Annotated in this window: 18 protein-coding genes; 2 read left to right on the forward strand and 16 right to left on the reverse strand. The window is 69.3% G+C overall.

What is annotated here, in order from left to right; translation table 11 throughout:
• Positions 1-2 precede the first annotated feature (2 nt).
• From SLQ33_RS18455 to rimP, 6 genes are all read right to left on the reverse strand, one after another.
• Positions 3-1,010 (reverse strand): bifunctional oligoribonuclease/PAP phosphatase NrnA, encoded by a 1,008-nt coding sequence (locus tag SLQ33_RS18455; RefSeq protein ID WP_319455311.1) that lies wholly within the window; start codon positions 1,008-1,010, stop codon positions 3-5.
• Positions 985-1,488, reverse strand: a complete 504-nt coding sequence (rbfA, locus tag SLQ33_RS18460; protein ID WP_319455312.1) for a 30S ribosome-binding factor RbfA — start codon at positions 1,486-1,488, stop codon at positions 985-987. Before rbfA ends, SLQ33_RS18455 begins: the two co-directional genes overlap by 26 nt.
• The gene (infB, locus tag SLQ33_RS18465; RefSeq protein WP_319455313.1) at positions 1,489-4,251 is read right to left on the reverse strand and encodes a translation initiation factor IF-2; all 2,763 of its coding nucleotides are present in this window, start codon (positions 4,249-4,251) and stop codon (positions 1,489-1,491) included. It abuts the gene before it with no gap.
• Positions 4,252-4,326: 75 nt separating this feature from the next.
• Positions 4,327-4,560: a DUF448 domain-containing protein gene (locus tag SLQ33_RS18470; protein WP_413467659.1), complete on the reverse strand. Its 234-nt coding sequence runs from the start codon at positions 4,558-4,560 to the stop codon at positions 4,327-4,329.
• Positions 4,561-4,732: 172 nt separating this feature from the next.
• Positions 4,733-5,764 (reverse strand): transcription termination factor NusA, encoded by a 1,032-nt coding sequence (nusA, locus tag SLQ33_RS18475; RefSeq protein WP_319455315.1) that lies wholly within the window; start codon positions 5,762-5,764, stop codon positions 4,733-4,735.
• The gene (gene rimP, locus SLQ33_RS18480; RefSeq protein WP_319455316.1) at positions 5,761-6,309 is read right to left on the reverse strand and encodes a ribosome maturation factor RimP; all 549 of its coding nucleotides are present in this window, start codon (positions 6,307-6,309) and stop codon (positions 5,761-5,763) included. Before rimP ends, nusA begins: the two co-directional genes overlap by 4 nt.
• 191 nt (positions 6,310-6,500) lie before the next feature.
• Here rimP and SLQ33_RS18485 point away from each other — a divergent pair, with 191 nt between their 5' ends.
• Both SLQ33_RS18485 and SLQ33_RS18490 read left to right on the forward strand, forming a co-directional pair.
• Complete coding sequence (locus tag SLQ33_RS18485) at positions 6,501-6,959, forward strand: hypothetical protein (protein WP_319455549.1); 459 nt, start codon at positions 6,501-6,503, stop codon at positions 6,957-6,959.
• Entirely contained in the window at positions 6,956-7,435 is a 480-nt protein-coding gene (locus SLQ33_RS18490; RefSeq protein WP_319455317.1) for a ferritin-like domain-containing protein, read from the forward strand. Before SLQ33_RS18485 ends, SLQ33_RS18490 begins: the two co-directional genes overlap by 4 nt.
• A 5-nt stretch (positions 7,436-7,440) precedes the next feature.
• Here the strand turns inward: SLQ33_RS18490 and SLQ33_RS18495 are convergent, their stop codons facing one another.
• The 10 genes from SLQ33_RS18495 to mqo form a co-directional block, all read right to left on the reverse strand.
• Complete coding sequence (locus SLQ33_RS18495) at positions 7,441-9,186, reverse strand: proline--tRNA ligase (RefSeq protein ID WP_319455318.1); 1,746 nt, start codon at positions 9,184-9,186, stop codon at positions 7,441-7,443.
• Positions 9,187-9,219: 33 nt separating this feature from the next.
• Positions 9,220-9,954, reverse strand: a complete 735-nt coding sequence (locus SLQ33_RS18500; RefSeq protein ID WP_319455319.1) for a VOC family protein — start codon at positions 9,952-9,954, stop codon at positions 9,220-9,222.
• Entirely contained in the window at positions 9,951-11,432 is a 1,482-nt protein-coding gene (locus SLQ33_RS18505; protein WP_319455320.1) for an MFS transporter, read from the reverse strand. The genes SLQ33_RS18500 and SLQ33_RS18505 overlap by 4 nt, the downstream gene beginning before the upstream one ends.
• Positions 11,433-11,499: 67 nt before the next feature.
• Positions 11,500-13,017 (reverse strand): MFS transporter, encoded by a 1,518-nt coding sequence (locus SLQ33_RS18510; protein ID WP_319455550.1) that lies wholly within the window; start codon positions 13,015-13,017, stop codon positions 11,500-11,502.
• Between the two features lie 117 nt (positions 13,018-13,134).
• The gene (gene cobA, locus SLQ33_RS18515; protein ID WP_319455321.1) at positions 13,135-14,331 is read right to left on the reverse strand and encodes a uroporphyrinogen-III C-methyltransferase; all 1,197 of its coding nucleotides are present in this window, start codon (positions 14,329-14,331) and stop codon (positions 13,135-13,137) included.
• Positions 14,328-15,695 (reverse strand): cobyrinate a,c-diamide synthase, encoded by a 1,368-nt coding sequence (locus SLQ33_RS18520; RefSeq protein WP_319455322.1) that lies wholly within the window; start codon positions 15,693-15,695, stop codon positions 14,328-14,330. Before SLQ33_RS18520 ends, cobA begins: the two co-directional genes overlap by 4 nt.
• A 217-nt stretch (positions 15,696-15,912) precedes the next feature.
• Positions 15,913-16,527: a cob(I)yrinic acid a,c-diamide adenosyltransferase gene (cobO, locus tag SLQ33_RS18525; RefSeq protein WP_319455323.1), complete on the reverse strand. Its 615-nt coding sequence runs from the start codon at positions 16,525-16,527 to the stop codon at positions 15,913-15,915.
• Positions 16,528-18,360, reverse strand: a complete 1,833-nt coding sequence (locus SLQ33_RS18530; RefSeq protein ID WP_319455324.1) for a magnesium chelatase subunit D family protein — start codon at positions 18,358-18,360, stop codon at positions 16,528-16,530.
• Positions 18,357-18,815: a GNAT family N-acetyltransferase gene (locus tag SLQ33_RS18535; RefSeq protein ID WP_319455325.1), complete on the reverse strand. Its 459-nt coding sequence runs from the start codon at positions 18,813-18,815 to the stop codon at positions 18,357-18,359. The genes SLQ33_RS18530 and SLQ33_RS18535 overlap by 4 nt, the downstream gene beginning before the upstream one ends.
• A gap of 10 nt (positions 18,816-18,825) precedes the next feature.
• Positions 18,826-20,328 (reverse strand): malate dehydrogenase (quinone), encoded by a 1,503-nt coding sequence (gene mqo, locus SLQ33_RS18540; protein WP_319455326.1) that lies wholly within the window; start codon positions 20,326-20,328, stop codon positions 18,826-18,828.
• Between the last annotated feature and the right edge of the window lie 139 nt (positions 20,329-20,467).

The following is a 20,467-nucleotide window of genomic DNA, read 5'->3' on the forward strand; positions in this document are numbered from 1 at the left end:
AGTCAGCCAAGGACATCAGTTAGTGCCTTCACCACGTCCTTCGCGGAGCCCGTCGCCGAGTATCCGGCAGCGAGCCGATGTCCGCCGCCCCCAAAGGAACTCGCGACGGCCGCGAGGTCGAAAGACTTGGCCCGCATCGACACCGACCAACGCTCCGGCTCGATCTCCTTGAATACCGCGGCCACCTCGGCCTGCTGCGTGGTGCGGACGATGTCGACGATGCTCTCGACCTCTTCGGGCCGGGCGTTCGCCCACTCCTGGTGTCCGACAACGGCATACACGAAGCCACGGCCGCCCAACGCCTCGGGCACCAACTGCGCCGACGACAGCACCCGCGCCAGCATCGGCAGCCATGAGAACGGATGATTGTCCATCAGCGCGCGGCTGACGGCAGCGTTGTCGACGCCGAGCTCCACGAGCCTGGCCGCAAGCCGGTGCGCCCGCGCGCTGGCCCAACGGAACGAACCGGTGTCCGTGGTGAGCCCGGCGTAGAGGCAGTGCGCGACGCCAAGGTCGATGGGCTTGTCCCATGCATCGAGCAGTTCGGCGACGAGCATCGTGGTGGAATCCGCCGACGGGTCGACGTAATTGGCCGTCCCGAACAACAGGTTCGACGCGTGGTGGTCGATCACCAGCACCCGACGGCCGGACTCGGCGAGCTCCTGCAGTGCACCCAGCCGGTTGACGCTGGGAATGTCCACGGTGACCGTCAGGTCGGGGTCGCGGCGCATCCGCGCGGGCGCGACCAGCAGATGACCGCCGGGCAGCGACTGCAGCGATTCAGGAAGCTCGGCCGGTGCGGCGAAGCCGACCTCGACGTCCTTGCCCGCCCGTTCCAGCACCAGCGCCAGCGCCAGCCCCGCGCCCAACGTGTCGGCGTCCGGGTACACGTGGCACACCACGCTGACGGTGTCCGACGCATCGAGCAGCTCGGCGGCTCCGCGCGCATCGACGCGGCTTCCCGGCGCGGCCTGGGCCGCTAGCTCAGTCGTCGGGTCGATCGTCGTCACCGGTGTCCTCAGCGTCAGGCAGGTCTTGCTCCCCGTCGGACCCCTCCGCCCCAGTCACACGGTACGGGTCGGCGTCCCCTGCGGGTTTGGCACCCTCCCGAATCCGCGCCACGTCGGCGTCCGCCGCGCGGGCACGGGCCAACAGCTCCTCCATGTGCTGCGCGGTGTCTGGCACCTTGTCCAGTACGAACGCCAGCGTCGGGGTAAAGCGCACCCCGGTGGCGGCGCCGACCTTGCTGCGCAACGTGCCCTTGGCGCGCTCCAAGGCCGCCGCGGCGCCCTCGTAGTCCGGTTCCTCCTGCAACGTCGAACCGCGCACCGTGTAGTACACGGTGGCGTCGTGCAGGTCCCCCGTGACCTTCGTGTCCGTGATGGTCACGAAGGCCAGCGGCGGATCCTTGATCTCGAACTCGATGGCTGACGCGACGACGGTGCCGATGCGCCGGGAGAGTCGGCGCGCCCGGCCCACGTCGACCATCTACGTACGCTCTTTTTCAACGAGCTCGTACGCCTCGATGACGTCGCCTTCCTTGATGTCGGAGTAGGTGAGCGTCAAACCGCACTCGTAGCCGTCGCGCACCTCGGTGGCGTCGTCCTTCTCGCGCTTCAGCGACGAGATGGTGACCGTCTCGGCCACCACGACGTTGTCGCGGAGCAACCGGGCCTTCGCGTTGCGCCGGAGGATGCCCGAGGTGACCAGGCAGCCGGCGATGTTGCCGACCTTGCTGCTCCGGAAGATCGCGCGGATCTCGGCGCGGCCGAGCTCCTTCTCCTCGTAGATCGGCTTGAGCATGCCCTTGAGCGCGCTCTGGATCTCGTCGATGGCCTGATAGATCACCGAGTAGTACCGGATGTCGACGCCCTCGCGGTTGGCGAGCTCAGTGGCCTTGCCCTCCGCGCGCACGTTGAACCCGATGATGATCGCGTCCGACGCCGAGGCCAGGTTGACGTTGGTCTCGGTGACGCCACCGACGCCGCGGTCGATGACGCGCAGTTCCACCTCGTCGTCGATCTCGATGCCCAGCAGGGCTTCCTCGAGCGCCTCGACGGTGCCCGAGTTGTCGCCCTTGAGGATCAGGTTCAGCTGCGACGTCTCCTTCAACGCGGCATCCAGATCGTCCAGGCTGATGCGCTTGCGCGTGCGTGCTGCGAGGGCGTTGCGCTTGCGCGCGCTGCGCCGGTCCGCGATCTGGCGGGCGATCCGGTCCTCGTCGACGACCAGCAGGTTGTCACCCGCGCCCGGCACCGACGTGAAGCCGATGACCTGGACGGGACGCGAAGGCAGCGCCTCCTCGACATCCTCGCCGTGCTCGTCGACCATGCGCCGGACGCGTCCGTAGGCGTCGCCGGCCACGATCGAGTCGCCGACCCGCAGTGTGCCGCGCGCAATGAGCACGGTGGCCACGGGGCCACGACCACGGTCCAGGTGCGCTTCGATCGCCACGCCCTGGGCTTCCATGTCGGGGTTGGCCCGCAGGTCCAGCGAGGCGTCGGCGGTCAGCAGCACCGCCTCGAGCAGCGCGTCGATGTTGGTGCCCTGCTTGGCCGAGATGTCGACGAACATGGTGTCGCCGCCGTACTCCTCGGCGACCAGGTTGTACTCGGTGAGCTGTGCCCGGATCTTGCCCGGGTCGGCACCTTCCTTGTCGATCTTGTTGACCGCCACCACGATCGGCACGTCGGCCGCCTGTGCGTGGTTGATGGCCTCCACCGTCTGCGGCATGACGCCGTCGTCGGCGGCGACCACCAGGATGGCGATGTCGGTGGCCTTCGCACCACGGGCACGCATGGCGGTGAACGCCTCGTGGCCCGGGGTGTCGATGAAGGTGACCAGTCGCTCGTTGCCTTCCAACTCGGTGAGGACCTGGTAAGCGCCGATGTGCTGGGTGATGCCGCCGGCCTCGCCCTCGCGGACGGAGGCGTTGCGGATGGTGTCCAGCAGTCGGGTCTTGCCGTGGTCGACGTGACCCATGACGGTGACGACCGGCGGACGGAACTCCAGATCGTCCTCGCCGCCCTCGTCCTCGCCGTAGGTGAGGTCGAAGGACTGCAGCAGTTCGCGGTCCTCGTCCTCGGGGGACACGACCTGCACGACGTAGTTCATCTCGCCGCCGAGCAGCTCGAGCGTCTCGTCACCCACCGACTGGGTGGCGGTGACCATCTCGCCGAGGTTGAACAGCGCCTGCACCAGCGCAGCCGGGTTGGCGTTGATCTTGTCGGCGAAGTCCACCAGCGACGCGCCGCGGGCCAACCGGATGGTCTCGCCGTTGCCCTGCGGCAGCCGCACGCCACCGACGACCGGCGCCTGCATGTTCTCGTATTCGGCGCGTTTCGCCCGCTTCGACTTGCGACCACGCCGGACCGCGCCGCCGGGACGACCGAACGCGCCTGCGGCGCCACCGCGCTGGCCGGGACGGCCACCGCCACCGCCGGGGGGGCCACCACCACCGGGCCTGCCGCGGAAGCCACCGGCACCACCGGCTGGGGCACCGGCAGCGCCGCCGCCTGCGCCACCACCGCGGTAGTTACCGCCACCGCCACCACCGGGACCGCCGGGACGACCGCCGCCACCTGGGCCTGCACCGGGTCCGCGACCACCGGGGCTGGGCCGCGGGCCACCGGGTCGACCGGGGGCGCCTGGCCGGGCACCGGGCGGGCGGGGCGGCATGTTGCCGGGGGTAGCCCCTGGACGAGGTCCGCCACCGGGACGCGGGCCACCGCCAGGACGAGGCGGGGCGCCCGGAGCAGGCCGCGGGGCCGGACGCTCGACTGGCTGCTGGGACGAGAACGGGTTGTTGCCGACACGCGGGGTCCGCGCGGCGGGCTTGGGCGCTCCGGGAACCGGGCCGGGCCGGGGGCCGGGCGTCGGACCTGCGGCGCTTGCGGGTTCAGCCGCTGGAGCGGGGGCCGGGGCCTCGGGCGCGGCCGGCGCCGCAGCTGCAACGGGCGCGGGAGCTTCCGGTGCCGCGGGCGGCGGAGCGGGCGGCGTGGGCTTCGGACCGGAGGGCTTGGGCGCACTCGGGCTCGGCCGGGCGGCCGCGGGGGTGGGCGCGCCGTTACCTTCGGACTTTGCCGGCTTGGCGCCGCCCAATGCCTCGCGCAAGCGGCGCGCGACGGGCGCCTCCACAGTGGAGGACGCCGACTTTACGAATTCGCCCTGTTCACTAAGTCGGGCGAGCACTTCCTTGCTGGTGACACCGAGTTCTTTGGCCAACTCGTGTACACGGGCCTTACCTGCCACTACATCTCCTCATTAGGAGGCACAGCGGTGGTAGGCCGCGCCTCGGTTCAGCTATGACGCATGGTCATCGGAACTTCACGGTGTGCTCATGTTCTTCGCTACCTGTTCTCTTGCCGCCTCGACCGAGTCGTAGAACTCGACCACCGCGGAGGTGTCCGGCGTACCGGTGATGCGCAACGCTCGAGCGAACGCTCGCCGCCGGATTGCTTCGTGTAGGCACTTCTCGTCGGGATGCAGCCATGCACCCCGCCCGGGAAGATTACCCGCTGCATCGACGGTGACGGCGCAGTCGCCGTTCCCGTCGTGCACAGCCGCTACTCGAAGCAGTTCGACGGCCAGCTCTCGCCTTCGGCATCCCACGCACGTCCGCACCGGTCCGACGGGATCGTCGGGGTGACGGCGCGCGTGAGCAGACGAAGTCTCGCGCTGGATCACGGTTCAGTCTAGCGTCACTGTTCTCGCAGACAGAATCGCGTGTCGGCTACGCCTCCCGGGCCGGTTCGGCCGGCGCATCCGCACTGGGATGCGGCGCCGCGTCGCTGCGGATGTCGATGCGCCATCCAGTGAGCCGAGCGGCCAACCTGGCGTTTTGGCCTTCCTTGCCGATCGCAAGCGACAGCTGGAAGTCCGGAACCACCACGCGGGCGGCGCGCCCGGCCTCGTCGATCACCGACACCGCCACCACCTTCGCCGGAGACAGCGCGTTGGCGACGAAGCGAGCGGGGTCCTCGTCGTAGTCGATGATGTCGATCTTCTCGCCGGACAACTCGCTCATGACGTTGCGGACCCGCTGGCCCATGGGCCCGATGCACGCGCCCTTCGCGTTGAGCCCCGACACCCGCGAGGTGACGGCGATCTTCGAGCGGTGCCCGGCCTCACGGGCCACGGCGACGATCTCCACCGAGCCATCGGCGATCTCTGGCACCTCGAGCGAGAAGAGCTTGCGAACCAGGTTGGGGTGGGTGCGCGACAAGGTGATCATCGGCTGACGGGCCCCCCGTTGGACGCCGACGACGTAGCAACGCACCCGGTCGCCGTGTTCGTACCGCTCGCCGGGCACCTGCTCGGCGGCGGGGATCACGCCTTCGGAACCCTTGGTCTCACTGCCGATCCGCACGATGACCAGCCCGCGGGCGTTGGCGCCCGCGCTGCGCTGGATGACCCCGGCAACGATGTCGCCCTCGCGGGCGGAGAACTCGCCGTAGTTCTTCTCGTTCTCGGCGTCGCGGAGCCGCTGCAGGATCACCTGTCGCGCCGTCGTCGCCGCGATGCGGCCGAAACCCTCTGGGGTGTCGTCCCATTCGTTGATGAGGTTGCCGTCTTCGTCGGTCTCGCGGGCCATCACCTTCACGACGCCGGTCTTCTTGTCGATGTCGATGTGCGCCTCGGCCTCGTGGCCCTCGGTGTGCCGGTACGCGGTCAACAGGGCCGTCTTGATGGTGTCGATGACGACGTCGACCGTTATCCCCTTGTCGGCCTCGATGGCATGCAATGCCGCCATGTCGATGTTCACGTCTCGGCCTCCTCTTCAAACTTCCCCGCCAACTCCAGTTCCCGTCGACTTGGCGCCGAGAACTCCACCTGGACAATGGCTTTCGCGATGGCCTCGAGCGGCAGTTCGCGAATCGAATAGTTCCCCGTCTTTCCCACCGGAACCACCACGGCCGCCGCGCCGTCCTTGAGCTCCCCAAGCCGCCCGGTCAGCCGCTCGCCGCCGGAGAGCTCGAACTCGACCTTGCGGCCTCTGGCGCGACGGTAGTGCCGCTCGGCGGTCAGCGGGCTCTCCGCGCCTCGCGAGCTGACCTCGAGCACGTAGGGCGCCGAATCGTCCAGTGCGTCCAGCAGTTCGGAGGCCGATCGCGACAGCGCGGCAATCGAGTCCAGGTCGGGCGGTTCGTCACCGTCGGCGATCACGACGATGCGCGGAGGCCGTGCCGCGGCATCCACGACGACGTCCTCGATGTCGAATCCGGCGCGCGCGAACTCGACCTCGAGTAGCTCGATCACCTGCTGCTGCGACGGCAATCGCGCTGACCGTAGCGGTGCGTCCGATGCCACGGCGAGCTCCTCGTCTTGAGTTGTGCTGACACGATCCCGGGTTCAGTGATTCGTCGAACCGAGTATCAACGATACGCCAGCGGCGTAGGACCGATCGGCAAACGCGCGGTGGCCTCCGGCTAATCGCGGGCACGGAGCAATGGCAGGATGTTGCTGTGCCGAGCCCGTTCCCCACCGTCAGCAGACGGTGCATGCTGGTCGGTACGGCGGCGCTGGCGCTGCTCGGAGCGGCGGCAACGGCGTGCGGGGAGCCCGCGCCACGACCCGACGTCGACGCCCTCGTCGCCCAGCGCGAGCGGGCTCGCTCGGACAGCGAACTGGCCACCGCGGTCGCCGCCACCGCTCCTCCGCCCGTCGCCAAGGCGCTGAATACCGTCGCCGCCGAGCGGGCGGCCCACGCCCAGGCACTCACCGACGAGCTCACCCGGATGAACGGTGCGCCGCTGCCAACGCCGACCACCACCACGCCGTCTCGCGAACCGCCGCAAGCCCCTACTGCGAAGGACGTCGTGGCCGCCCTGCGGCAGTCGGCCGACGCGGCCGGTGCGTCGGCGGCTCTGCAGTCGGGCTACCGCGCCGGACTGCTCGGTTCGATCGCGGCGGCATGTACCGCGGCGTACACCGTCGCACTGGGCGGGCCGGATTCGTGACCTCTCCGTCGAGCACTCCGTCCCCGAGTCCCACGCGGCCCGAGCAACCGGCCGATGCAGCACTATTCGATGCGGTCGCAGCCGAACACGGAACCATCTACGGCTACGGGCTGGTGTCCGCGCACTCCACCCCGGACGTCAACGACCTGGTCTCCGACGCGATGGCCGAGCATCGCGGGCGACGCGAGGAAGCGATAGCCCGGCTCGCCGCCCGCAACGTCGCGGCGCCCCTGCCCGCCCCCGGCTATCAGCTGCCCATCGAAGTCGACAGCCCCGCGGATGCGGCGAAGTTGGCGGTGCGCATGGAGGAGGACTCCGCCGTCGCGTGGCGAGCGGTGCTGGAGCGGGCGAGCTCCAACGAGGACCGCGCGTTCGCCGTCACCGCGCTGACGGAGTCGGCCGTCACGGCCGCGCAGTGGCGACAGGTCGTCGGCACGGAGCCGAGCACGGTCGCATTCCCCGGCGGTTCCGAGTAGCGGGGCTAGCCCGCCAACGCCTCGACGATGGCTGCGGCGGCCCCGTCGGCCGCGACCTCGCGAGTCTCGCCGCTGAAGCGGTCGCGCAGTTCGACCACCCCGTCGGCCCAGCCGCGGCCCACCACCACGATCCACGGCACGCCGAGCAACTCGGCGTCCTTGAACTTGACGCCGGGTGACGCCAGCCGGTCGTCGAGCAATACCTCGACGCCCAGGCGGTCGAGGTCGGCGGCCAACTGCTCGGCTCCGGCCCTGGCGTCGACGTCCTTGTTGGCGATGACGACGTGCACGTCGAACGGCGACACCGATGACGGCCACCGCAGGCCCTTGTCGTCGTGGTGCTGCTCGGCGATGACGGCGACCAGCCGGGACACGCCGATCCCGTAGCTACCCATGGTCAGTCGCACCGGCTTGCCGTCCTCGCCGAGCACGTCGGCGTTGAAGGCGTCGGCGTACTTGCGGCCCAGCTGGAACACGTGGCCGATCTCGATGCCGCGGGCGGCGACCAGCGGGCCGGCACCGTCGGGTGACGGATCCCCTTCGCGCACCTCGGCGGCCTCGATGGTGCCGTCGGGGGTGAAGTCACGGCCTGCGACGAGGCCGACGACGTGACGGCCCGGCTGGTCCGCGCCGGTGATCCACGCCGTTCCGTCGACGATCCGCGGGTCGACCAGAAAACGAACACCGTTGGCCAGCAAGGCCTTCGGTCCGATGTAGCCCTTCACCAGGAAGGGATTCTTGGCGAAGTCGGCGTCGTCGAGCATCGCGTACTCGGCTGGCTCGAGCGCGGCGCCGAGGCGCTTGTCGTCGACCTCGCGGTCACCCGGCACGCCGACGGCGAGCAGCTCCCACTCCCCGCCCGGCTCGCGCACCTTCAGCAGCACGTTCTTGAGCGTGTCCGCGGCTGTGATCTCGCGACCTAGCCCAGCGCCGTTGGCCCAGTCGACCAACGTGGCGATGGTCGGGGTTTCGGGGGTTTCGTGCACGACGGCCTCCGGCAGCCCGTCGAACGGAATCGCCTCCGGCACCGCGGTGATGACCGCCTCGACGTTGGCGGCGTAGCCGGATTCGACGCAACGCACGTACGTGTCCTCGCCCGCGTCGCTCTCGGCCAGGAACTCCTCGGACGCGCTGCCGCCCATCGCCCCCGACACCGCCGAGACGATGACATAGCGCACCGCCAGCCGGTCGAAGATCTTCTGATACGCCTCGCGATGCGCGTGGTAGGCGTTCTTGAGGCTGCCCTCGTCGAGGTCGAACGAGTACGAGTCCTTCATGATGAACTCGCGCCCCCGCAGGATTCCCGCCCGCGGCCGCGCCTCGTCGCGGTACTTCGTCTGGATCTGGAACAGCACCAACGGGAAGTCCTTGTACGACGAGTATTCGCCCTTCACCGTCAGCGTGAAGAACTCCTCGTGCGTCGGCCCGAGCATGTAGTCGTTGCCGCGCCGATCCTTGAGCCGGAACACGCCGTCGCCGTACTCCGTCCACCGGTTCGACGTCTCATACGGTGCGCGCGGCAATAGCGCCGGGAACAGGATCTCTTGCCCCCCAATGGCATTCATCTCGCTACGCACGATTCCTTCGATCTTGCGCAGCACCTTCAAGCCCAGCGGCAGCCAGCTGTACAACCCAGGGCCGACGGGCCGGACGTAGCCGGCTCGGATGAGCAGCTTGTGGCTCGCCACTTCGGCGTCGGCCGGGTCGTCGCGCAGCGTGCGCAGGAACAGCTCGGACATGCGGGTGATCACAGCGGCAACCCTATCGAGTCGCCACAATCGAATTCAGTCACGCCCCTGCCAGGTACAGATGCACGCCTCGTTGCCCTCGGGATCGGCCAGCACCCAGAAGGCCGGAGCCTCGTCGGTGTAGACGAGCGTGCCGCCCGCGGCGAGCGCGGCGTCGATCCTGGGCTGCGCGAGCTCCGGGGGCACGTCGACGTCGAGGTGGATCCGATTGCGGATGACGCTCCCCGGGTCGCTGCGCTCCTGCCCGCCGATGCGGCCACGGGGCTCGTCCATCTGCTGGAACCAGATCGCTGGCCCGCGCCGGAGCGGATCCAGCAGCGCGGTGTCGCCGAGCTCCGACGGACCGGACTCGTCGACGTACCCGGTGACGACCTGCCAGAACGGCCGAACCCTGGGGATGTCCATCGCGTCGATGGCGATCTCGATGGCCTGCGGCACCGCGAACGCGTCACCCGGTTCGGTGTGCAGCGCCCGGTTGGCCAGCGCGGCGCTGACGCGCGGCAACAGCCTTAGGTCGTGGCCCGTCACCGCACCGACCGCGACGGTGTGCAGGCGCAGCACCACGCGGTCCGCGTGCAGGTCGACGCTGAGGTGGCCGTCACCCTCGGCGCCCACGGACTCGACGGCGATCCGGGCCGCCTCCGCTGCCTCGACGAGCGACGACACCGGCACGTGGGCGATCAGGACGCCGAGGATCAGCCGCCAGCCCAACGGGTCCGCCAGCTCCGAGAGCTGACCGCGCGTCGGGGTGGCGTCGTCCGGGTACGTCACAGCTCGCCCGCCTCCACCGCTTCACGGGTGTGTTGGGCGGTGGCGATCTGCCGCGCCGAGAAACCGATCCAGAACGCCGCGGCGCCGACGATGATCGCGATCCCCGCGACCCACAGCAGCGAGTAGGTGTAGCCGTATCCGAGCGCGTCGAGCTGCGCGGGCGTCATGTCCTTCACCGGGCCGGTGGTGCCACCCAGGTACAGCGTGCGCGACGTCTGCACGGCCATGACGACCACCAGCACGACGGGGCCACCGAGGTTCTGCACCATCAGCGTGATCGCCGACACCGGCCCGATCTCACGCGGACCGACTTCGGCGACGGCGCACAGCGGCAGGATCACCGCGATGCCGCCGATGCCGAATCCACCGATCACGATGGGCGCGAACAGGTCCGGGAAGTACGGGATGTCGCGCGTCAGCGTGGAGCCGTAGAGCATCGCCGCGAGCACGAACAGTCCCCCGCCGATGATCAGCCAGCGGGGTGCGACGTGCGGGGCCAGCTTGGCCGCCACGACGGTGCCCAACCCGAAGGCGATCGCAAACGGAATGAAGCAGATCCCGGCCTTCAGCGCGGAGTAGCCGAGCACGTCCTGAACCAGCAGCCCGATCATCACCGTCAGCGTCAGCAGCACGCCGCCGGCGAGGAACAGCGTGACGAACGTCATGACCCGGTTGCGGTTGTCGAACACCGAGAACGGCACCAGCGGATGGTCGGCGGCGCGTTCGACGAACAGGAACGCGACGAGGAACACCACCGCCGCAACCGCCGCGCCGATGACCCATGGGTCGACCCAGCCGCGCGGCGGGCCCTGGGTGAACACCAGCACGGCCGACGCGCAGCCGAGCGTGGCCAGTAGCGCGCCGGCGATGTCGAGCTTCAGCCGCTCGTGACGGGTCTCGTTGATCCGCAGCACCGCGACGACGATGATCACGATGCCGATCGGCACGTTGATGAGGAACGCCAGCCGCCACGAGATGACCGTCAACGCTCCGCCGAGCACCAGTCCCAGCACCGAACCCATGCCCTGCATGGCCGCGGAAACGGCCAGCGCCTGGTTCCTGGCGTGCCCGACGGCGTACGTCGTCGCGATGAGCGCCAACCCGGTCGGAGCGGCCACCGCGGCGCCGGTGCCCTGCACCGCCCGGGCGACGACGAGCGTGATGCCGTCGTTCGCGAGCCCGCACACCAGCGACGCGATGGTGAAGACGCCGACTCCCGACAGGAACGCCCGCTTGTGCCCGATCGCGTCACCGACGCGACCGCCGAGCAGCAGCAGGCCACCGAAGGCGAGCACGTAGGCGGTGATCACCCAGCTCTTGGTGGCGTCGGAGAGGTCGAGGTCGGCCTGCATCCGCGGGAGGGCGACGATCACGATGGTGCCGTCCAGCGTCGACATCAGCTGCATGCCGGTGATCGCGACGATCACCACGCCAAGCACCGACGACGACAGCGGTGTCGTACTGCGCTCGGCAGACATGGAACGCCACCCTACCGACAGCAGCCGACGCGACTGGCGGGGAGGATGTTGGCCAGTGCAGGCCCTCTTAGGGCGTGGTGGTGAGCTCGCCCGAGTCGATCGCGTCCTTGACGTCCTGCGCCTGAGCGACCTGCGAAGCGGTGTAGCCGATGAACAACGCGACGACGCCGACGATCACGGCGACGGCCGCCACCCAGAGCAGGCCGTAGGTGTAGCCCTGGTCGAGCGCGTGAAGCTGCTCGGCGTTCATGTTGCGCACCGGGCCGGTGGTACCGCCCAGATACAGCGTGCGCGACGTGATGACGGCCTGGATGACGGCGAGCACCACGGGGCCGCCGAGGCTCTGCAGCATCAGCGCGATCGCCGACACCGGACCGATGTCGTCGATGCCGACGCCTGCGATGGCCGAGACCGTCAGGGGCACGACGATCATGCCGATCCCCAAGCCGCCGACCGTGATCGGGATGACGAGGTTCGGGAAGTACGGGATGTCGCCGTGCAGCGTCGAGCCGTAGACCATGGCCGCGAGCACCAGTACTCCGCCCGCGATGACGAGCAGGCGCGGCGCGAAGATCGACACCAGGTGAGACGACAGGCCGAGCCCGATGCCGAGCGCGATGACGAATGGGATGAATCCGATGCCAGCCCGCAACGCGCTGTAGCCCATGATGTCCTGCACGTACAGGCCGATGAGCACCGTCAGCGTGAACATGACGCCGCCGGCGAGGAATACCGCCGCGAACGTGGCGACCCGGTTGCGGTCGCGGAACAGGCTGAACGGCACGACGGGGTTGATCGCGGTGCGCTCGACGTAGAGGAACGCACCGAAGAACATCAGTGCCGCCAGGCAGGAGCCGAGCGTGAGTGGGGTCATCCACCCCTTCTCCGGGCCCATCGAGAAGCCGAAGACCGCCGCGGTGCAGGCCAGCGTGGCGAGGATCGCGCCGGTGGCGTCGAGCTTCATCCGCTCGCGGTTGGTCTCCGTCAGCGTGGTGCGGGCGAGGTAGATCATGACCAGACCGATCGGCACGTTGACGAGGAACGCCCAACGCCACGAGACCTCGGTCAGGGCGCCGCCGACGACGAGCCCCATGACCGATCCGACGCCGGTCATCGCGGCGAAGACCGCCGTGGCGATGTTGCGCGGAGGACCCTTGGGGAACGTGGTGGCGATGAGCGCCAAGCCGGTCGGTGAGGCGATCGCAGCGCCAACGCCCTGTAGCAGTCGCGCGGTGACCAGGGTGGGCTCGTTCCAGGCGATGCCGCACAGGATCGAGGCGATGGTGAACAGCCCGACGCCGACGATGAAGGTGCGCTTGCGCCCGATGGTGTCGCCGAGCCGGCCACCCAGCAGCATGAGCCCGCCGAACGTCAGCACATACGCCGTGATGACCCAGCTGCGACCTGCGTCGGAAAGCCCGAGCTCGTCTTGAATCTTAGGAAGCGCGACGATCGCGACGGTGCTGTCCATGGTGGCCAACAGCTGCATGCCGCCGATCGCGATGACCGCGGCCAGGAACCGCTGCGAGGGCAACCAGGTCGGATACCAGCTGGTTCGCTCGACGGCGGTCTGTTCGACGTGCATGGGAAGTGCCCGATTGCTGGCGCCGCGAACATCGCTACCGTCATGCTGGGCCGCTGCGCGCTCTGCATCATTGAGAGCCGTCATGCCGGGTTACCTTACAGTAATCTTAATAATCCTTTAACTGGCGAAGGCCGCAACGGCGCCGATCACGATGATCGCGGGCGGTCGAATTCCCTCCGCCCGGATCTGATCCGCCGCCTCGGCGAGCGTGGTGCGCAACGTCCGTTGGGCGGCCGTCGTGCCGTGCTGGACCACGAGCACGGGAGTTTCCGCAGGTCGCCCGCCGTCGAGCAAAACCCGCGCGAAGAGTTCGATGCGTTCGACGGCCATCAGCAACACGAGCGTGCCGCTCAGCGCCGCCAGCGCATTCCAATTCACTAACGATTCCGGATGGTCGGGGGCCACATGCCCGCTGACCACCACGAACTCGTGTGTGACGTGCCGATGAGTCACGGGCACGCCGGCGAGTGCAGGAACCCCTATGGCACTCGTCACGCCGGGCACGACGGTGACCGGAATCCCGGCTTCGGTGCATGCGAGCACCTCTTCGTAGCCGCGCGCGAAGACGAATGGGTCACCGCCCTTGAGCCGGACGACGAACTTGCCCGCCTTCGCGCGGTCGACGAGCACGGCGTTGATGGCGTCCTGGGCCATGGCCCGCCCGTACGGGATCTTCGCCGCGTCGATGACCTCCACGTGCGGGCCGAGCTCGGCGAGCAGTTCGGGCGGCGCGAGCCGGTCAGCGACGACGACGTCGGCGTGGGCCAGCATCCGTCGTCCGCGCACGGTGATCAGTTCGGGGTCGCCTGGACCACCGCCGACGAGTGCCACGCCGGAGTACGGGGCGTCGGGCGAATCGGTGGCCACCAGTCCCTGCTGCAGGGCCTCCCGAAGCGCCGAGCGGATGGCCGCCGAGCGCCGGTGCTCGCCACCGGCGAGCACTCCGACCGCGAGGCCTTCGTACTCGAACGATGCGGGCGTGACGGCCGAGCCGTCGCGGGCGACGTCGGCGCGCACGCAGAAGATCCGGCGCCGATCGGCTTCGGCGACGACCGCGGAGTTGACGGCCGCGTCGTCGGTGGCGGCGATGGCGTACCAGGCGCCGTCCAGGTCACCGTCGCGGTAATCGCGCAGATCTAGCGTGATGCCGTCCATCGCCTCGACGGCCGGCGTGGCCGCGCGGGCGATGACATGGACGTCGGCCCCGTTGGCGAGCAGCAGCGGAAGCCTGCGCTGCGCGACGGTGCCCCCACCGACGACGACGACCTTTCTGCCGTTGAGGCGGAGGCCGACGAGGTAGGCGTTCTCACTCACCGGGCGAGCTTAGATGTTGCGGCAGCGGCGACGAAGCGCGATGCCGCCTCGGGGTGGGCCGCGGCGTGGACGTGGAGGTAGGCCCCGTGCACCCCGCCGTGCACCGCACCGTCGGCGACGTTCACCGCACCGGCGCCCCGGAACGCCCACGCCGGCTGATACTGCTTCGTGAAGGTCACCGCCGTGCGGTGGAATTCGTGGCCCGCGACGCGCGCACCCGCTACGTGAAGCGACGAGTCCGCCGGCGCCACCGCGTCGCGATAACCGAGGGTGAGCCGATCGGTGAAGTGGGCCGATCCGGCCAGCACGCCGCACATCGGTTGGCCGTCGAGCTCCTCGACCAGATAGGTCAGGCCAGCGCACTCCGCGTGGATGGGCGCACCGGTCGCGGCGAGCGCCTTGAGTTGCTGGCGCACAACGTGATTGGCCGACAACTCCGGCCCGAACTCCTCGGGGAACCCACCAGGCAGCACCACGCCAGCGGTGCGCTCGGGCAGCGTGTCGGTCAGCGGGTCGAATGCCACCACGTCGGCGCCCGCGGCGCGAAGCAGTTCCGCATGTTCCGGGTAGCCGAAGCTGAAGGCCTTGCCCGCGGCGAGCGCCACCGTTACTCCGTCGGCCACGGGTTGGACGACGTTGGGGTCCCACGGCGGCGCGTCAACGTGAGTAGAGGCCGCTTGCACGACGGCGGCGAGGTCGACGTGGCTGGCGACCAGCTCGGTCATGGCGTCGATGGCCTGGTGCGCGAGCCGCCCGTGTTCGACCGCCGTCACCAAGCCGAGATGCCTTGACGGAACGGCTAATTCGTCGGACCGCGGTATAACGCCGAGCACGGGCACGCCCGCGTGTTCGCAGGCCTGACGCAGCACGTCGGCGTGGCGCGGCGAACCGACCCTGTTGAGAATCACCCCGACGACTCGAACTGTTGAGTCAAAGGTCGTGAATCCGTGCAGCAGCGCGGCGACGCTGTGACTCTGGCCGCGGGCGTCGACGACCAGGACCACCGGCGCGCCGAGGATTCCGGCGACGTGCGCGGTAGAACCGCGTGCGATCCCCCCGCCGTGCGGATCGATGCGGCCGTCGAACAGTCCCATCACGCCCTCGACGATCGCGATGTCCGCGCCCGCACTGCCGTGCCGATAAAGCGGGCCGATCAGCTCGTCGCCGACGAGTACCGAGTCGAGGTTGCGGCCGGGCCTTCCGGTCGCGAGTGCGTGATACCCGGGGTCGATGAAGTCGGGGCCGACCTTGAACGGCGCCACGGTGTGACCGGCCCGGCGCAGCGCACCCATCAGCCCGGTGGCCACCGTCGTCTTGCCGCTCCCCGACGCCGGGGCCGCGACGACGACGGCCGGAACGGTCACCGGCTCACCACTCCCCGCGAGCGCGCGTGTCTGCGGGCGACACGCCGGGCAAAACTCGCACTATTCGCGCGCTCGCGCAGCAACGAGCCGCACGCGATTTGCGCAGGGTGGCTTGGCGGTTCGGCGTCGTCGGGCCGAACTAAAGCGCGCGACCGCGCGCAAACTAGCGAAACTCGACGGCGTGTCGGCCGCAAACACGCGCGCTCGCGGGATGGGGTTACCACTCGATGCCTCGTTGGCCCTTGCGACCCTCGTCCATCGGGTGCTTGACCTTGGTCATCTCGGTGACGAGGTCGGCCGCGTCGAGCAGACGTTTGGGGGCGTCGCGCCCTGTGATCACCACGTGCTGGGTTCCGGGCCGTGACGTCAGCGTGTCCACCACCTGGTCGACGTCGACCCATCCCCACTTCAGCGGGTAGGTGAACTCGTCGAGCACGTAGAAGTCGTGGGTTTCTGCGGCGAGCCGCCGCGCAATCTCGGCCCAGCCGTCGGCGGCCGCAGCGGCGTGGTCGACCTCGGTGCCGTCTTTGCGCGACCAGGACCAGCCCGAGCCCATCTTGTGCCATTGCACGGGACCGCCGACCCCCTGTTCGTCGTGGAGTCTGCCGAGTTCGCGAAAGGCGGCTTCCTCCCCCACCTTCCACTTGGCGCTCTTGACGAACTGGAACACCGCGACGTCGAAGCCCTGATTCCAGGCGCGCAACGCCATGCCGAACGCGGCGGTCGACTTGCCCTTCCCCGGCCCGGTGTGCACGGCGAGCAGCGGAGCATTTCGCCGGGCCTTGGTGGTCAGCCCGTCCTCGGGAATGATCGGCGGTTGGCCCTTTGGCATCTAGGCCGCCTCGGTCTTGACCACCTGGGCCAGTGCGTCGGCCCTCAGGTGCGCAAGGCGAACGGCGGGCGCTCCGAGTTGGCGGGCCAGCTCCTCCGCCAAACCCAGTCTCACGTAGGACGTCTCGCAGTCCACCACGACGGCGGCGGCCCCCTCGGCGACCAGTCGGGCTGCGGCGGAGCGGGTCCGGCCCAGCGGGTCGGGCCCTCCGGTGGCCCTGCCGTCGGTGAGCACCACCACCAGGCTGCGGCGGGCCCGGTCCCTGGCCTTCTCGCGCATGACGAGGTCGCGCGCGACGAGCAGTCCCTTGGCCAGCGGCGTCTTCCCGCCGGTATCGAACCGCGCCAGCCTGCGCCCCGCGACGTGCACCGAGGACGTCGGCGGCAACAAGACCTGCGCCTGCTGCCCGCGGAACGTGATGACCGCGACCTTGTCCCGACGCTGGTAGGCGTCGCGCAGAAGCGACAGCGCCGCCCCGCCGACGGCCGCCATCCGGTCACGGGCGGCCATCGAGCCGGACGCGTCCACGACGAAGATCACCAGATTGCCCTCGCGGCCCTCCCGCACCTCGCGGCGGACGTCCGACGCACCGATCGTCAACCCACCGGGGCGGCGCGCTCGGCCCGCGGCGGCGAGCAGCGTGCCGAACAGATGCACGCCATAACCACTTTCGGGGTCGACGGTGGCCGCTACCGACTTGCCCGCGCGATTGCGCGCCAGTGAACGCCTGCCAGGAGCGCCGTCTCCGATACCGGGCACAGTCAATGCCCTGGTGCGAAACGTCGCCGCAGGCGGTGCACTGGTGCGCGTGCTCGACGAGCCCGAATTCCGTTTCTGCGCAGGCTGATCCGGAGCCTCGCCGGACTCACCGCCACCCCCTGGCGGCTCTGGGTCGAGCTCCGGCTCGTTCGCGGATTCGTCGGCCGCCGAGAGCGCCTCGTCCAGCTGGTCGGGATCCAGCCCGGGATCGTCGAACGGGTCGCGTCGACGCCGGTGCGGCAGCGCGAGTTCGGCCGCCACCCGGATGTCCTCTTCGCCGACCGTCGCAGAGCCACGCCAGGCCGCGTGGGCCACCGCCGTGCGCGCGACCACCAGGTCGGCGCGCATCCCGTCGACGTCGAAGGCGGCGCACAGGGCCGCGATGCGCCGTAACTCGTTGTCCGGCAACACCACGTCACCGACTGCGGCCCGCGCGGTGGCGATGCGTCGGGCAAGTTCGGCGTCGGCCTCGGCGTAGCGGGCCGCGAACCCCTCGGGGTCGGCCTCGAAGTCCATCCGGCGCCGGATGACGTCCACGCGGACGTCGACCTCGCGAGAGGCCCGCACGTCCACCGTCAACCCGAATCGGTCGAGCAGCTGTGGACGCAGTTCGCCCTCTTCGGGATTCATGGTGCCGATCAACGTGAACCGCGCCTCGTGGCTGTGCGAGATGCCGTCGCGTTCGACGTGCACCCGGCCCATCGCCGCGGCGTCGAGCAGCACGTCCACCAGGTGGTCGTGCAGAAGGTTCACCTCGTCGACGTAGAGCACCCCGCCATGGGCACGCGCCAACAGTCCCGGCGAGAACGCATGCTCGCCGTCGCGCAGCACCCGCTGCAGGTCCAGCGACCCGACCACCCGATCCTCGGTGGCGCCGATCGGCAGTTCGACGAGCCTGGCGTCGGCGTCGAGCGTGGCCAGCACGTGGGCCAGCCCGCGCACGGCCGTCGACTTCGCGGTGCCCTTCTCGCCGCGGATCAGCACACCGCCGATCTCGGGCCGCACCGCGTTCAGCACCAGCGCCAGCCGAAGCTGGTCCTGCCCGACGAGCGCGCTGAACGGGTAGCCGATCACAGGTTCACGGGGTTGCGCAGCATGGGCACGTGGGGAATGCCGTCGTCGAGGAACTCGTCGCCGTCGCGGACGAAGCCGTGCTTGATGTACATCTCCTGGAGGTAGGTCTGCGCGTCGATGCGGCACGGGTAGTCGCCGACCTCGGCCAGCGCGGCCTGCATCAGCCGATTGGTGTGCCCGTGGCCGCGCTCGGTCTTCTGGGTGCAGACCCGGCCAATGCGGAAGACCTTCTCGCCGCCGGGGTGCTCCTCCATCAACCGCAGGGTCGAGATGACCTTGCCGTCGGGACCCTCGAGCCAGAAGTGCCTGGTCTCGGCGAGCAGGTCACGGCCGTCCAACTCCGGATACGGCGTGGCCTGTTCGACGACGAACACCTCCACCCGCAGCTTCAGCAGCTCGTACAGTGTCGCCGCGTCGAGATCCTTGGCCCAGCTGCGCCTCGGCACCAGCGTCACGGCGAGCCCCTCATACGGACGCGGGCAGCGCGGTGGGAGCCTTGTCGAGCTTGAGGATCTTGCTGCCCCAGTCCCAAACCTCTTCGTACAGTTTGGGTTCGTCGGACAGTTCGATGCCAAGCGAGGGCACCATCTCCTTGAGCTTGGGCTCCCACGACGCGTACCGGTCGGCGAAGCACCGCTGCATGACGTCGAGCATGGCTGGCACCGCGGTCGACGCCCCGGGGGATGCCCCGAGCAGGCCGGCGATGCTGCCGTCGGCGGCCGCTAGCACGGTGGTACCGAACTCCAGTACGCCGCCTGCGCCCTTGCGTCGGATCACCTGTACGCGTTGACCCGCGACGTCGAGCTCCCAGTCGCCGTCGACAGCGCCGGGCGCGAACTCCCGCAACGCGTCGACGCGGGCAGCCGGGCTCAGCAGCAGCTGGCTGATCAGGTACTTCAGCAGGCTCGTCTCGGTGAGCCCGACACCCAGCATCGAGGCCAGGTTGTTGGGCTTGACGGAGAACGGCAGGTCGGTGACCTTGCCCTGCTTGAGGAACTTCGGCGACCAACCGGCGAACGGACCGAACAGCAGCCAGGAGCGGCCATTGATGACGCGGGCGTCCAAGTGCGGCACCGACATCGGAGGCGCGCCCAGCGGCGGCTGCCCGTACACCTTGGCCCGGTGGCCGTCGGTCAGAACCGGCTTGCCGGTGCGCAGGAACTCGCCGCCGACCGGGAAGCCACCGAAGCCCTTGGCCTCCTTGATACCCGCCTTCTGAAGCAGCGGCAGCGCGCCGCCACCCGCTCCGACGAACACGAACTTGGCGTTGAGCTTGCGCTTCTGCCCGGTGCGACGGTTGGTGACCTTGAGCGTCCAGCTGCCGTCGGATTCCTTGTGCAGGTCGCGGACGTCGTGGCCGAACAGCGTCGACATGCCGCGCTGGGCGGTGTACCCGATCAATTGCTTTGACAGCGAACCGAAGTCGACGTCGGTACCGTCCTGGGTCCAGTTCAGCGCAACGGGTTCGGAGAAGTCGCGGTTCGCGGCCATCAACGGCAGCCTGCGGGCGAACTCGTCGTCGTCGTCGATGAACTCCATCGACGCGAACAGTGGGTTCTTCACCAGCGTCTCGCGGCGCGTCCTCAGGTAGTCGATGTGCTCGGCTCCGTGGACGAAGCTCACGTGCGGAATCGGGTTGAGGAAGCTGCGCACGTCGGGCAGCACACCGTTCTCGACCGCGTGCGCCCAGAACTGACGCGACACCTGGAACTGCTCGTTGACGTGGACGGCCTTGCTGATCTCGACGGTGCCGTCGGCGCGTTGCGGGGTGTAGTTCAACTCACACAATGCGGAGTGCCCGGTACCCGCGTTGTTCCACGGATCGCTGCTCTCTGCGGCCGCCCCGTCGAGCCGCTCGATCAGTGTGATGGACCAGTCGGGCTCCATGAGCCGCAGCAGGGTGCCCAGCGTGGCGCTCATGATCCCCGCGCCGACCAGTACGACGTCCGTTTTCGTGGTTTCAGACACGCTGATCGTTCGTCCTTCGTGGTTGCACGTCCGCTCATCACGGCTTATCGGGTTACCAGGTTATCCCGCCCGCCCGCGGTCACGTATTCGCACCACTGCCCGCGGTGCTTCGGCGCGCAGGCCGACGACGCTAAGGTAG

This window comes from Mycobacterium sp. RTGN6 (assembly GCF_033804605.1).
GTDB lineage: Bacteria > Actinomycetota > Actinomycetes > Mycobacteriales > Mycobacteriaceae > Mycobacterium.

What these genes read in the sequence shown, in the direction of transcription:
- SLQ33_RS18510 (WP_319455550.1), bottom strand. Translation starts at nt 13,017, where the DNA reads ATGCACGTCGAACAGACCGCCGTCGAGCGAACCAGCTGGTATCCGACC.
- SLQ33_RS18505 (WP_319455320.1), bottom strand. Translation starts at nt 11,432, where the DNA reads ATGTCTGCCGAGCGCAGTACGACACCGCTGTCGTCGTCGGTGCTTGGC.
- cobO (WP_319455323.1), bottom strand. Translation starts at nt 16,527, where the DNA reads ATGCCAAAGGGCCAACCGCCGATCATTCCCGAGGACGGGCTGACCACC.
- rbfA (WP_319455312.1), bottom strand. Translation starts at nt 1,488, where the DNA reads ATGGTCGACGTGGGCCGGGCGCGCCGACTCTCCCGGCGCATCGGCACC.
- SLQ33_RS18485 (WP_319455549.1), top strand. Translation starts at nt 6,501, where the DNA reads ATGCTGGTCGGTACGGCGGCGCTGGCGCTGCTCGGAGCGGCGGCAACG.